We start from the raw sequence: 13984 nt of genomic DNA, 5'->3' as shown, positions 1-13984 counted from the left end.
CCCGCACCAGAAGGTGCGGGGCTTTCCCACAATGATTGTTCGGCGGCGTCCTACTCTCCCACAGGGTCCCCCCTGCAGTACCATCGGCGCTGAAAGGCTTAGCTTCCGGGTTCGGAATGTAACCGGGCGTTTCCCTAACGCTATGACCACCGAAACACTATGAAGTTAACCAACCGGGCAATATCACGGTCGTTACTTCAGAACTAACACAGTGGACGCGAGCAACTGAGGACAAGCCCTCGGCCTATTAGTACCAGTCAGCTCCACCCGTTACCGGGCTTCCACATCTGGCCTATCAACCCAGTCGTCTACTGGGAGCCTTACCCTCTCAAGGAGGTGGGAATACTCATCTTGAAGCAGGCTTCCCGCTTAGATGCTTTCAGCGGTTATCCCTCCCGAACGTAGCCAACCAGCCATGCCCTTGGCAGGACAACTGGCACACCAGAGGTTCGTCCGTCCCGGTCCTCTCGTACTAGGGACAGCCCTTCTCAATATTCCTACGCGCACAGCGGATAGGGACCGAACTGTCTCACGACGTTCTAAACCCAGCTCGCGTACCGCTTTAATGGGCGAACAGCCCAACCCTTGGGACCGACTCCAGCCCCAGGATGCGACGAGCCGACATCGAGGTGCCAAACCATCCCGTCGATATGGACTCTTGGGAAGATCAGCCTGTTATCCCCGGGTACCTTTTATCCGTTGAGCGACGGCGCTTCCACAAGCCACCGCCGGATCACTAGTCCCGACTTTCGTCCCTGCTCGACCCGTCGGTCTCACAGTCAAGCTCCCTTGTGCACTTACACTCAACACCTGATTGCCAACCAGGCTGAGGGAACCTTTGGGCGCCTCCGTTACCCTTTGGGAGGCAACCGCCCCAGTTAAACTACCCATCAGACACTGTCCCTGATCCGGATCACGGACCGAGGTTAGACATCCAGCACGACCAGAGTGGTATTTCAACGGCGACTCCACCATGACTGGCGTCACGGCTTCAAAGTCTCCCACCTATCCTACACAAGCCGAACCGAACACCAATATCAAACTGTAGTAAAGGTCCGGGTCTTTCCGTCCTGCTGCGCGAAACGAGCATCTTTACTCGTAGTGCAATTTCACCGGGCCTATGGTTGAGACAGTCGAGAAGTCGTTACGCCATTCGTGCAGGTCGGAACTTACCCGACAAGGAATTTCGCTACCTTAGGATGGTTATAGTTACCACCGCCGTTTACTGGCGCTTAAGTTCTCAGCTTCGCAACCCCGAAAGGTCACTAACCGGTCCCCTTAACGTTCCAGCACCGGGCAGGCGTCAGTCCGTATACATCGCCTTACGGCTTCGCACGGACCTGTGTTTTTAGTAAACAGTCGCTTCTCGCTGGTCTCTGCGGCCACCCCCAGCTCAAGCAGCAAGTGCTATCACCAGTGATGGCCCCCCTTCTCCCGAAGTTACGGGGGCATTTTGCCGAGTTCCTTAACCATAGTTCACCCGAACGCCTCGGTATTCTCTACCTGACCACCTGAGTCGGTTTAGGGTACGGGCCGCCATGAAACTCGCTAGAGGCTTTTCTCGACAGCATAGGATCATCCACTTCACCACAATCGGCTCGGCATCAGGTCTCAGCCTTGTATGAGGGACGGATTTGCCTACCCCTCGGCCTACACCCTTACCCCGGGACAACCACCGCCCGGGTTGGACTACCTTCCTGCGTCACCCCATCGCTTACCTACTACCACCTTGGGCCGGCGGCTCCACCACTTTCCATTCCCCGAAGGGTCCGGAACGGCTTCACGGCCTTAGCATCAGAGGATTCGATATTGGGCGTTTCAAAGCGGGTACCGGAATATCAACCGGTTGTCCATCGACTACGCCTGTCGGCCTCGCCTTAGGTCCCGACTTACCCTGGGCAGATCAGCTTGACCCAGGAACCCTTAGTCAATCGGCGCACACGTTTCTCACGTGTGTATCGCTACTCATGCCTGCATTCTCACTCGTGAACCGTCCACAACTAGCTTCCGCTGCTGCTTCACCCGGCACACGACGCTCCCCTACCCATCACAGCGGGCGTTGGCCCTATAGCTGCAATGACACGACTTCGGCGGTACGCTTGAGCCCCGCTACATTGTCGGCGCGGAATCACTTGACCAGTGAGCTATTACGCACTCTTTCAAGGGTGGCTGCTTCTAAGCCAACCTCCTGGTTGTCTCTGCGACTCCACATCCTTTCCCACTTAGCGTACGCTTAGGGGCCTTAGTCGATGCTCTGGGCTGTTTCCCTCTCGACCATGGAGCTTATCCCCCACAGTCTCACTGCCGTGCTCTCACTTACCGGCATTCGGAGTTTGGCTAAGGTCAGTAACCCGGTAGGGCCCATCGCCTATCCAGTGCTCTACCTCCGGCAAGAAACACACGACGCTGCACCTAAATGCATTTCGGGGAGAACCAGCTATCACGGAGTTTGATTGGCCTTTCACCCCTAACCACAGGTCATCCCCCAGGTTTTCAACCCTGGTGGGTTCGGTCCTCCACGAAGTCTTACCTCCGCTTCAACCTGCCCATGGCTAGATCACTCCGCTTCGGGTCTAGAGCGTGCAACTCAATCGCCCTGTTCGGACTCGCTTTCGCTACGGCTTCCCCACACGGGTTAACCTCGCTACACACCGCTAACTCGCAGGCTCATTCTTCAAAAGGCACGCAGTCACGACCCATTGGGTAAACCCAATGAGCGACGCTCCCACGGCTTGTAGGCACACGGTTTCAGGTACTATTTCACTCCGCTCCCGCGGTACTTTTCACCATTCCCTCACGGTACTATCCGCTATCGGTCACCAGGGAATATTTAGGCTTAGCGGGTGGTCCCGCCAGATTCACACGGGATTTCTCGGGCCCCGTGCTACTTGGGAGATGAGCAAGCAAGCCGCTGATGTTTCGTCTACGGGGGTCTTACCCTCTACGCCGGACCTTTCGCATGTCCTTCGACTACATCAACGGTTTCTGACTCGCCTCACGGCCGGCAGACCGTGAAAGCTCATTCCCACAACCCCGCATGCGCAACCCCTGCCGGGTCTCACACACATACGGTTTGGCCTCATCCGGTTTCGCTCGCCACTACTCCCGGAATCACGGTTGTTTTCTCTTCCTGAGGGTACTGAGATGTTTCACTTCCCCTCGTTCCCTCCACATGCCCTATGTGTTCAGGCATGGGTGACAGCCCATGACGACTGCCGGGTTTCCCCATTCGGACACCCCCGGATCAAAGCTCAGTTGGCAGCTCCCCGGGGCCTATCGCGGCCTCTCACGTCCTTCATCGGTTCCTGGTGCCAAGGCATCCACCGTGCGCCCTTAAAAACTTGGCCACAGATGCTCGCGTCCACTGTGTAGTTCTCAAGCAACGACCAGCCACCCGTCACACACTGCCAAAGCAGCGCTTCACCGGGGCGGCATCGCGAAGATAAGACCTTACGGCCGTACCCTCAGACACCCAACAACGTGCCAGGCACCGGACATCCTCCGTCTTCCCTTTCCACGCCGAAGCAGTACTCGAGAACCATCAGATGTTCGGTGCCAAATAATCAACGTTCCACCCATGAGCTGACCGTGCAGAACGTTTGTCTGCAATCGGTACTGTGCTCCTTAGAAAGGAGGTGATCCAGCCGCACCTTCCGGTACGGCTACCTTGTTACGACTTCGTCCCAATCGCCAGTCCCACCTTCGACAGCTCCCTCCCTTACGGGTTGGGCCACCGGCTTCGGGTGTTACCGACTTTCGTGACGTGACGGGCGGTGTGTACAAGGCCCGGGAACGTATTCACCGCAGCAATGCTGATCTGCGATTACTAGCGACTCCGACTTCATGGGGTCGAGTTGCAGACCCCAATCCGAACTGAGACCGGCTTTTTGAGATTCGCTCCACCTCACGGTATCGCAGCTCATTGTACCGGCCATTGTAGCACGTGTGCAGCCCAAGACATAAGGGCATGATGACTTGACGTCGTCCCCACCTTCCTCCGAGTTGACCCCGGCGGTCTCCTGTGAGTCCCCATCACCCCGAAGGGCATGCTGGCAACACAGGACAAGGGTTGCGCTCGTTGCGGGACTTAACCCAACATCTCACGACACGAGCTGACGACAGCCATGCACCACCTGTATACCGACCACAAGGGGGGCACTATCTCTAATGCTTTCCGGTATATGTCAAGCCTTGGTAAGGTTCTTCGCGTTGCGTCGAATTAAGCCACATGCTCCGCCGCTTGTGCGGGCCCCCGTCAATTCCTTTGAGTTTTAGCCTTGCGGCCGTACTCCCCAGGCGGGGAACTTAATGCGTTAGCTGCGGCACCGACGACGTGGAATGTCGCCAACACCTAGTTCCCAACGTTTACGGCGTGGACTACCAGGGTATCTAATCCTGTTCGCTCCCCACGCTTTCGCTCCTCAGCGTCAGTAATGGCCCAGAGATCCGCCTTCGCCACCGGTGTTCCTCCTGATATCTGCGCATTTCACCGCTACACCAGGAATTCCGATCTCCCCTACCACACTCTAGCTAGCCCGTATCGAATGCAGACCCGAGGTTAAGCCTCGGGCTTTCACATCCGACGTGACAAGCCGCCTACGAGCTCTTTACGCCCAATAATTCCGGACAACGCTTGCGCCCTACGTATTACCGCGGCTGCTGGCACGTAGTTAGCCGGCGCTTCTTCTGCAGGTACCGTCACTTTCGCTTCTTCCCTGCTGAAAGAGGTTTACAACCCGAAGGCCGTCATCCCTCACGCGGCGTCGCTGCATCAGGCTTTCGCCCATTGTGCAATATTCCCCACTGCTGCCTCCCGTAGGAGTCTGGGCCGTGTCTCAGTCCCAGTGTGGCCGGTCGCCTCTCAGGCCGGCTACCCGTCGTCGCCTTGGTAGGCCATTACCCCACCAACAAGCTGATAGGCCGCGGGCTCATCCTTCACCGCCGGAGCTTTCCACCGCAGGAGATGCCTCCCGCAGTCGTATCCGGTATTAGACCCCGTTTCCAGGGCTTGTCCCAGAGTGAAGGGCAGATTGCCCACGTGTTACTCACCCGTTCGCCACTAATCCACCCCGAAGGGCTTCATCGTTCGACTTGCATGTGTTAAGCACGCCGCCAGCGTTCGTCCTGAGCCAGGATCAAACTCTCCATGAATGTTTACCGGTAATCCGGTGCACACACACGTTGAGCGGGCCAGTCATGGTCGGAATAAGACCGACTGACCACTGCGTCCTCGCTGTGTTTCGTTGCCTGCCAGTGCCCGAAGGCCTCGCAGGTCTTTTTCAAAGGAACCTCATCCACCGGAGTGGACGGGGTATCAACTTCTGGCGTTGATTTTTGGCACGCTGTTGAGTTCTCAAGGAACGGACGCTTCCTTTGTACTCACCCTCGCGGGTTTTCCTCCGGGCTTTCGTTCTGTGTTCTTGCGTTTCCGACTCTATCAGACTCTTTCGTGTCCGATTTCCTCGGCGCTTTCGAGGTTCTTGCGCTTTCGCGCTTTCCCTTTCCGGCGGTTCCGACTCTATCAGAAGTTTTCCACCGGATTTCCCGGCTTCAACGTTCCTGAATGAGGAGTCGCGGACACCCGCTTCGATTTTCATCCTTGGGGGTGACGGCTGCCGAACTTGTGCAGTTCGAGGCAACCGTTTGACTCTACAACCCACCCCGCGAGGAGTCAAAACGGCCCCCACCCGGAGGCGCTCGCCCTCGCCGCCCAACCGGACGGCGCCCTACGGGGCGCCGTCCTCAACGTGGTGTCGGTCCGTGGACGCCCCGGGGTCGAACCGGGGGCAGGGCCAGTCAGCGCTTGAGGTCGATGGTGAAACGCCTCGTGCCCGTAGCGATGGTGTCGGCGTGGACCGAGCCACGGGCCTGGTCGAATTCGCCGGTGCCGCCGGTGATCCCGTTGTCGAACGAGGGGGGAGGGCCCGGGTTGAGGAAGCCGAAGACCATCCCCTGGACCGAGAGCTGGCCGCCGGGGAGGGTGTAGGTCACGACGCACACCTCCGCTCCGCCGTCGACGACCCGGGTGGTGGTGCAGGTGCCGCCGGTCTCGCCGACCTGGTTGCCGTCCTCGTCGAAGAGGGTCGAGCGGAAGACAGTCCGGTCGCCCTGGGCTGCGGCGCCGCCCGGGTTGATGGGGAAGCGCGTCTGCTCCGCGAGCCGGCCGATGAGTGTGATGACCCGGTCTTTGTCCTTGGCGTCGGAATCGGTGCCCGTCGCGGCGGCAGCGACGGGGGCACAGGCGAGGAGGGTGGTGACCAGCGCAGTGGCCGTGCCGAGACAGGCTGCTCTGATGGGGCGCATCATGTGGCTCCTGAGGTTGGCTGCTCATGGGATGGTCCAGTGACGCATTCATAACCTCGGCTTTGCCCCCGTCAGGAACCGCCCGGCCCGACCCACCGGAAGATCCGACCAGTCGGACCAACCCGCGACGAGGGCCGGCCCGCCCGCCCGAAACGAGTCGCTGCGGCCTCCACACGCAGCCTCGTCCGGCCCGTCCGTCTGCTGCCCCGTATCTGCGGAGACTGCTGCTGGTGCCGAACGGCTTGATGCCGATACGCCCTCGACCTGGCCGGTCCGGCTGGCATGCGGTGGCGGTGTGCGTCCGCAGGGTGTGTGGGTAGTGGACGACACTGGCTCTCCCAGGACGGCCGTTCCTCGCCCGGGGCGGCCGGCAGCACTCCGGCGCCCTGGGCGAAGGTCGACAACCGCCGGATCGGTGTCTCCGTTCACGCCGCCTCGGTCATCTGGCTCCGAAGATGGGCGGCCGGCCCGGTCCTGGACGTCGTCGCTCGGTCTCCGAGATCCCCTCTACCGGTCACACATGAGGCAGCGAATCGGTAGGCCGCGGCACGGACACGGTCAGCATCTGCGATGCCACCACGCTGAATCCGAATCTGCCGGCGGCCTTCGGTGGCAGCAGAAGCAGAGCCTCTTGCAGCTTGTCCCACCGAACCCAGGGGCTTCCCCAACCGCGTTCCCACCGCCCTCCGGCGGTCCTGACCCGGGTCTGGACGGTCCGGCCGAGGTGGTCGCGAGTAGTAACGGTAGTAGGCGCATTCGCTGGTGCGGCGGTTGCCGCGGACGAGGGGATGCCGGCGACCAGGACGGTCGTCGGCAATGACGGCCAGGAGACGGCGAGGACGTAGCTCTGTCCCCGCTTTCCAGTGCGTTGCGCAGGTGGGTGTTGCCGCCCTGGGCCTCGTCTGCGTGGCCCAGGCCGCGGTCGTTACTGCGGGGCAGGCCCGCGCCTGGCCGGCTCCCGTGTCGTGGAGCGAGAACGCGACCGCGGCGTCGAACCCCTCGCCCTCGGCCGAATGCACAATTACTTGCTACATTGGCAAGTACTTGCCGGACTCGCCACCATAGCGCCCGGCGGCTACGGGGAGGATTGCACATGGGCGAACAGGCCGATGCGGCCGCAGCGTTGAAGGGCATCGCGCTGATGGAGACGACCACGCGGCGGCGTGGCGATTGGTACGCCGGATATCTGTGGCTCTTCGCAGGGTGGCAGCTCGTCCTGGTTCCCGCCGTGTTGCTGTGGCACGGGCCGACGGGGACAGTCGTCAGCACGCTGGCGAATGCCCTCGTGGTCATGGGGTTGTCCCTGTTCGCCACGCGGCAGCCCGTGGTCCCGCGGGGCCTCGGAAGCAGGCACCTCAAGGTGATCGGCGCCTGGGCGGTTGCCTACGTGTCGGCCCTCGCGCTGGGCCTCACCGTCTTCGGGGACAGCGTCGCCTTCGTGGTCGCGGCTGCGGTCGCGTGCGCGCTGCCGGCCGCCATCGCCGCCTGGCGGGAGGCACGCGCCGTATGACGCCGGAACCCTCGGCGGCCGTGGGGCAGGGCCCCCACCCGCGACACGGACTCGCACCGCTTCTGGCGTCGGCGGTGCGCCTGTCGATCGTCGCGGCCCTCGCATCCGTGGAGAAGGCCGAGTTCGCCTACGTGCGCGACCTCGTGGAGATCACCGACTCCGCGCTGTCGAAGCAGGTCTGCCGCCTGGAGGAAGCCGGCTGGGTACGGGTCGAGAAGGGGCGGCTCGGCCGCCGCCCCCGGACCTGGCTGTACCTGACCGACGAGGGAACAGCCGCCTACCGCCGCCACGTCGCCGCACTCACGGCAATCGCAGGCCCACTGCACTGACCCGAACAGCACGCCCGATGCGCGCGTGGAAGGCCGCTTCCTGGTGGGCCACGCCATGACGCCTCCCCCACCGGTGGCCGGCGGTTCGGCGTCGTGCTGTCCCGGCGCCGGTCGAGGGGCGGTGGCGGGAGGCCGTCCAGAGCTGGGTCCCGTAAGTGGCCGGCGCCTACTCTCTGCCGTGGATTGACGGGGCTAGCAGCGAGGAACTGGGCGTGACGGTGCGGCCGTTGGTGTCGAACCTGTCTGCCGAACCCTCAGCGATCGACCGGGGTTGGGGGGTGTCGGCGTACACGTACCGAGGGTTGATCGTGGGCAGTCTGCTGCCGGCCTGTGAAGGGTGGCGGAGGGCGGCTGACCATGGTCTTGGACTCGCAACGATGGGTAGAGCTTCGACGCTTCCGCGGGCTGTTCGAGTCCGGGGCGATGAGCCTGTCGGAGATCGCGAAGGAGACCGGGCTCAACCGCCGCGCGGTCCGCAAGTACCTGTCCTCTGAAGGCCCGGTCGCCCCACCCCGTCGAGCTGCGCCCGGACACGGCCGTCGACGGAAGGTGGACGAGGTCGCGCCCCTGATCGACGCGATGCTGCGGTCCGGGATTCTGATCGAAGGTGCCGTAGTTCACGAGCGGCTGGTGGCCGAGTACGGCTTCACCGGCACCTACCAGCGGGTCAAGCTCTACATGCAGGAGGCCCTGCCGCGGATCGCGGAGGAACTGGGCATCAGCGCAGGGCGAACTGGCCGGCCTGCACCGCAGGTTCGAGGTCGTGCCCGGAGCGCAGGCGCAAGTCGACTGGGGAGACGCCCACGTCGGCATCCCGAAGGTCTACTCGTTCCGCATGGCCTTGTCCTACTCGCGAGATCCCGTTCTGCTGCTTCACCACCAGCCAGGACCTGGCCGCCTTCTTCGACTGCCACCACCAGGCGTTCGCCCACTGCGGCGGGGTGCCGATGTCGATCGTCTACGACCGCACCAAGACCGTCGTGCGCCGCCAGGTCGCACCGGGCGAGGCCGTTCCGCTACACCCGGAAGCAGTCGGGTTCGCCGGGTACTACGACTTCGACATCGACGTGCTGGCCGCCTACCGCCCCACCGGGAAAGACCGCGTCGAGCGGCAAGTCCTGATCGTCCGCGACCACGTCCTGGCCGGACGGTCCTTCTCCTCCATCGAAGGGCTGGACTCCGCTTTCAACGCATGGGTGCCGATGCACCGGGCGAAGTCCCACGGTGACGACCGGCGCTTCCGCCAGGGCCTGCGGCTGTCCAAGCTGCCGCACCACAGGACACTCGACGAGTACGACTTCGCCTTCCAGCCAGAACTCGACCCCAGCAAATCAAAGACCTCGCCACCCTCGCGTTCGTCGAGGCCAAGGCCAACGCGGCCCTGCTGGGACCGCCCGGGGTCGGTGAGACCCACATCGCCGTCGCTCTCTCGGTCGCCGCCTGCCGGGCCGGCTTCTCCGTCTACTTCACGACCCTTGACGACATGGTCCGGCCGCTCAAGGTCGCCGAAGGGGCCGGACGACTCAACAGCAAGCTCCGCACCTATCTACGGCCCGGAGTTCTCGTCGTCGACGAAGTCGGCTACCAGCCCTCGAACGCGCTGAGGCGAACCTGGTGTTCCAGCTGTTCTCCAAGCACTACGAAAAGGGCTCTATCATCCTGACCTCGAACAAGACCTTCAGCGAATGGGGCCAGGTGTTCGGCGATGAAGTCCTCGCCACGGCCATCCTCGACTGGCTCCTGCACCACTGCGACGTCGTCTCCATCAACGGCCCCAGCTACCGGCTGAAGAACCGGCTCGCCGCCATCGAACGCGAGACCGCAGCCTAGACCGCGGGCGGGGCTGGGGACTCATGGAACGATGCGGATGCTCGGCAGCGGAGACATCTCTTCGCCTTCCGCGGTGAGGACTTCTCGCGCCAGCTGCCGGGCTCGTCCCCACCCGTCGTCAGTGGTCAATGACTCCTTGGTCCACCGATCCACGTCGGTGTCCTGGGACATCTCACTGAAGACCTCATCGATCATCTGCAGCGAGGGCAACACCTCACGACTGAGCTGGCCCTCGTCGACCAGTCGCCCGGCGAGGCGGAAGGCATAATCGAAGCCCAAGGCGATCTCGTCCGGCGGCACGTCGTATTTGTCCAGCCAAGTCGCCTGATCCGAAGCAGGCGCCGCGACCACGACGACCGCATCGATCAACATGCGACGACCCGCTGAAAGACCAGGACTCGCCACGAAGTCATCGTGCCACGACTCCGCTCCAGCCGAGCGAACAGCCTGTCATCTTGCTGAGCACATTCGTCAGTACTTCACTGGGCACATTCTCGAGTACGCCCACAGGGGGCGGGTCGTACCGGACGCCTGATCGTGTAGATCTCGTGTGAAGCGGTGTCCGGGCCGGCCGTCCAGGTCGACGTCGCCGGCGACCGTGAAGCCGGTGCGGGCCAGGACCGTACGGGATCCCGTGTTGTCGAGCGTCGTGACGGCCGTCAGCGTACGAAGGCCATACCGCTCGGCGGCGAGGACGCACACCTCCCGCACCGCGGCCGTCGCCAGTCCCTGCCCCGCGGCCAGCTCCGCGATGCGGTACCCGAGTTCGGCCGAACCGTTGGTCACGTCAACGAGATTGACCCGCCCCAGCACCGCCCCGTCCTCCGCCAACAGGAGGTGGAAGTAGTCCTGCCCCGCATGTTGCGCGGCCAGCAGCCGGCGGTGCCGCTCGTCGAAGTGCGCGAAGTAGTCGTCTCCCCGGTCGGGAATCGAGGCCGCGAAGTAGGCCCGGTTCTCCCGCTCGAAGGCGAGCAGCGCCCGCGCGTGGTCGCCACGAAGTAACTGAAGCTCCGGCATTCCGCGATAGTACGAGCTCGTAAGTCCAGACCCTCGACGACAGTATCCCGCCCGTCGCGGGACGGGACGCCTCGCCGTCCGATGGAACGAAGCCTCGAACTCCGCGACGCCAGGACGCCAGTTGCACGAAGGGCAGGCTCTCATGCGCACTCTTTACGTCGTCACCCATCCGGAGGCGACGCACCACGTCAGGGGGCTTGTCGGCGGATGGCACGACTCGCGGCTGACGGCTGCGGGTATCCGCGCGGCGGCCTTGATTGCCCATGAGCTGCGAACACGGGTGCCGGACGGTGCCGAGGTAGAGCTGTTCACATCGGATCTACAGCGCACCCGACAGACAGCCGACGAGGTCGCCGAGCTGTTCGGCGTGAGACCGATCCTGGATCACAGATTGCGGGAGAAGTCTTACGGTGTGGCGGGAGGAAGGCCCCAGGAGTGGCTGGACCGGAGGTTCGTGCCGCCACCGGCTCACGGCGAGCGGCTCCACCACGATGAGGGCGTCGAGGGCGCCGAGACCAAGGCAGCATGGGTAGAGCGAATCTATGCGGCCTTGGACGACATGCTGCAGCGCCCATGCCGCCACCAGATTCTCGTGACGCATGGTGGCTCTCTGACGTTCATCGTGGCGTCCTGGATCAAGATGCCGATCGAGTCGGTCGGCTATGCCAGCTTCCGTGCGCCGGCCGGCAGCATCACCACGCTGCGCGAAGACGACTTCTTCCACAATCGCCAAGTCGTCAGCCTTGGCGACACCCGCCATCTCGACACCGCGAAACCGTGAATCATCACCTCTGGCCGTAAACGCAGAAAAGCCCCGCACCAGAAGGTGCGGGGCTTTCCCACAATGATTGTTCGGCGGCGTCCTACTCTCCCACAGGGTCCCCCCTGCAGTACCATCGGCGCTGAAAGGCTTAGCTTCCGGGTTCGGAATGTAACCGGGCGTTTCCCTAACGCTATGACCACCGAAACACTATGAAGATATCAACCGGGCAATATCACGGTCGTTACTTCAGAACTAACACAGTGGACGCGAGCAACTGAGGACAAGCCCTCGGCCTATTAGTACCAGTCAGCTCCACCCGTTACCGGGCTTCCACATCTGGCCTATCAACCCAGTCGTCTACTGGGAGCCTTACCCTCTCAAGGAGGTGGGAATACTCATCTTGAAGCAGGCTTCCCGCTTAGATGCTTTCAGCGGTTATCCCTCCCGAACGTAGCCAACCAGCCATGCCCTTGGCAGGACAACTGGCACACCAGAGGTTCGTCCGTCCCGGTCCTCTCGTACTAGGGACAGCCCTTCTCAATATTCCTACGCGCACAGCGGATAGGGACCGAACTGTCTCACGACGTTCTAAACCCAGCTCGCGTACCGCTTTAATGGGCGAACAGCCCAACCCTTGGGACCGACTCCAGCCCCAGGATGCGACGAGCCGACATCGAGGTGCCAAACCATCCCGTCGATATGGACTCTTGGGAAGATCAGCCTGTTATCCCGGGGTACCTTTTATCCGTTGAGCGACGGCGCTTCCACAAGCCACCGCCGGATCACTAGTCCCGACTTTCGTCCCTGCTCGACCCGTCGGTCTCACAGTCAAGCTCCCTTGTGCACTTACACTCAACACCTGATTGCCAACCAGGCTGAGGGAACCTTTGGGCGCCTCCGTTACCCTTTGGGAGGCAACCGCCCCAGTTAAACTACCCATCAGACACTGTCCCTGATCCGGATCACGGACCGAGGTTAGACATCCAGCACGACCAGAGTGGTATTTCAACGGCGACTCCACCATGACTGGCGTCACGGCTTCAAAGTCTCCCACCTATCCTACACAAGCCGAACCGAACACCAATATCAAACTGTAGTAAAGGTCCGGGTCTTTCCGTCCTGCTGCGCGAAACGAGCATCTTTACTCGTAGTGCAATTTCACCGGGCCTATGGTTGAGACAGTCGAGAAGTCGTTACGCCATTCGTGCAGGTCGGAACTTACCCGACAAGGAATTTCGCTACCTTAGGATGGTTATAGTTACCACCGCCGTTTACTGGCGCTTAAGTTCTCAGCTTCGCAACCCCGAAAGGTCACTAACCGGTCCCCTTAACGTTCCAGCACCGGGCAGGCGTCAGTCCGTATACATCGCCTTACGGCTTCGCACGGACCTGTGTTTTTAGTAAACAGTCGCTTCTCGCTGGTCTCTGCGGCCACCCCCAGCTCAAGCAGCAAGTGCTATCACCAGTGATGGCCCCCCTTCTCCCGAAGTTACGGGGGCATTTTGCCGAGTTCCTTAACCATAGTTCACCCGAACGCCTCGGTATTCTCTACCTGACCACCTGAGTCGGTTTAGGGTACGGGCCGCCATGAAACTCGCTAGAGGCTTTTCTCGACAGCATAGGATCATCCACTTCACCACAATCGGCTCGGCATCAGGTCTCAGCCTTGTATGAGGGACGGATTTGCCTACCCCTCGGCCTACACCCTTACCCCGGGACAACCACCGCCCGGGTTGGACTACCTTCCTGCGTCACCCCATCGCTTACCTACTACCACCTTGGGCCGGCGGCTCCACCACTTTCCATTCCCCGAAGGGTCCGGAACGGCTTCACGGCCTTAGCATCAGAGGATTCGATATTGGGCGTTTCAAAGCGGGTACCGGAATATCAACCGGTTGTCCATCGACTACGCCTGTCGGCCTCGCCTTAGGTCCCGACTTACCCTGGGCAGATCAGCTTGACCCAGGAACCCTTAGTCAATCGGCGCACACGTTTCTCACGTGTGTATCGCTACTCATGCCTGCATTCTCACTCGTGAACCGTCCACAACTAGCTTCCGCTGCTGCTTCACCCGGCACACGACGCTCCCTACCCATCACAACACCCGTTGGGGCTTAATTGCTGCAATGACACGACTTCGGCGGTACGCTTGAGCCCCGCTACATTGTCGGCGCGGAATCACTTGACCAGTGAGCTATTACGCACTCTTTCAAGGGTGGCTGCTTCTAAGCC

6 protein-coding genes, 5 rRNA genes and 1 pseudogene (1 of these 12 cut by a window edge) are annotated in these 13984 nt (G+C 61.8%); 4 read left to right on the top strand and 8 right to left on the bottom strand.

Going from position 1 to position 13984, the window contains the following annotated elements; translation table 11 throughout:
- Positions 1–37: 37 nt before the first annotated feature.
- From rrf (M4D82_RS18080) to M4D82_RS18065, 4 genes are all read right to left on the bottom strand, one after another.
- A 5S ribosomal RNA gene (gene rrf / locus M4D82_RS18080) occupies positions 38–154 on the bottom strand.
- 73 nt (positions 155–227) lie between these two features.
- Positions 228–3347, bottom strand: a 23S ribosomal RNA gene (locus M4D82_RS18075).
- 281 nt (positions 3348–3628) lie between these two features.
- Positions 3629–5151, bottom strand: a 16S ribosomal RNA gene (locus tag M4D82_RS18070).
- The 16S, 23S and 5S rRNA genes sit together here, the layout of an rRNA operon.
- A gap of 645 nt (positions 5152–5796) precedes the next feature.
- Positions 5797–6303, bottom strand: coding sequence for an allene oxide cyclase barrel-like domain-containing protein (locus M4D82_RS18065; RefSeq protein WP_249767025.1), 507 nt, complete (start codon positions 6301–6303; stop codon positions 5797–5799).
- A gap of 1093 nt (positions 6304–7396) precedes the next feature.
- Between M4D82_RS18065 and M4D82_RS18060 the strand changes: the two genes are divergently transcribed.
- The 3 genes and pseudogenes from M4D82_RS18060 to istB all read left to right on the top strand — a co-directional run.
- The gene (locus M4D82_RS18060; protein ID WP_249767024.1) at positions 7397–7813 is read left to right on the top strand and encodes a hypothetical protein; all 417 of its coding nucleotides are present in this window, start codon (positions 7397–7399) and stop codon (positions 7811–7813) included.
- Positions 7810–8142 (top strand): winged helix-turn-helix domain-containing protein, encoded by a 333-nt coding sequence (locus M4D82_RS18055; RefSeq protein WP_249767023.1) that lies wholly within the window; start codon positions 7810–7812, stop codon positions 8140–8142. The genes M4D82_RS18060 and M4D82_RS18055 overlap by 4 nt, the downstream gene beginning before the upstream one ends.
- A gap of 1226 nt (positions 8143–9368) precedes the next feature.
- Positions 9369–9972: pseudogene (istB, locus tag M4D82_RS34315) on the top strand (IS21-like element helper ATPase IstB); the annotation flags it as partial.
- A 21-nt stretch (positions 9973–9993) separates the two neighbouring features.
- On the opposite strand, the gene M4D82_RS18030 reads toward istB, so the two are convergent.
- Both M4D82_RS18030 and M4D82_RS18025 read right to left on the bottom strand, forming a co-directional pair.
- Positions 9994–10344, bottom strand: a complete 351-nt coding sequence (locus M4D82_RS18030) for a hypothetical protein (protein ID WP_249767021.1) — start codon at positions 10342–10344, stop codon at positions 9994–9996.
- Between the two features lie 99 nt (positions 10345–10443).
- On the bottom strand, positions 10444–10989 hold the full coding sequence (locus M4D82_RS18025) for a GNAT family N-acetyltransferase (protein WP_249767020.1): 546 nt from the start codon (positions 10987–10989) through the stop codon (positions 10444–10446).
- Between the two features lie 142 nt (positions 10990–11131).
- Between M4D82_RS18025 and M4D82_RS18020 the strand changes: the two genes are divergently transcribed.
- A complete protein-coding gene (locus M4D82_RS18020; RefSeq protein ID WP_249767019.1) occupies positions 11132–11770 on the top strand; it encodes a histidine phosphatase family protein in 639 nt (212 codons plus the stop codon).
- Positions 11771–11839: 69 nt separating this feature from the next.
- Here M4D82_RS18020 and rrf (M4D82_RS18015) read toward each other — a convergent pair.
- Together rrf (M4D82_RS18015) and M4D82_RS18010 are read right to left on the bottom strand one after the other, a co-directional pair.
- Positions 11840–11956 (bottom strand): 5S ribosomal RNA (gene rrf / locus M4D82_RS18015).
- A 72-nt stretch (positions 11957–12028) separates the two neighbouring features.
- Positions 12029–13984: ribosomal RNA gene (locus tag M4D82_RS18010) — 23S ribosomal RNA — on the bottom strand; it runs 1163 nt beyond the window's last position.

This window comes from Streptomyces sp. RerS4, assembly GCF_023515955.1.
In the GTDB taxonomy this organism is placed as follows: Bacteria; Actinomycetota; Actinomycetes; order Streptomycetales; family Streptomycetaceae; genus Streptomyces.
This window is presented reverse-complemented; position numbering and strand designations above follow the sequence as displayed.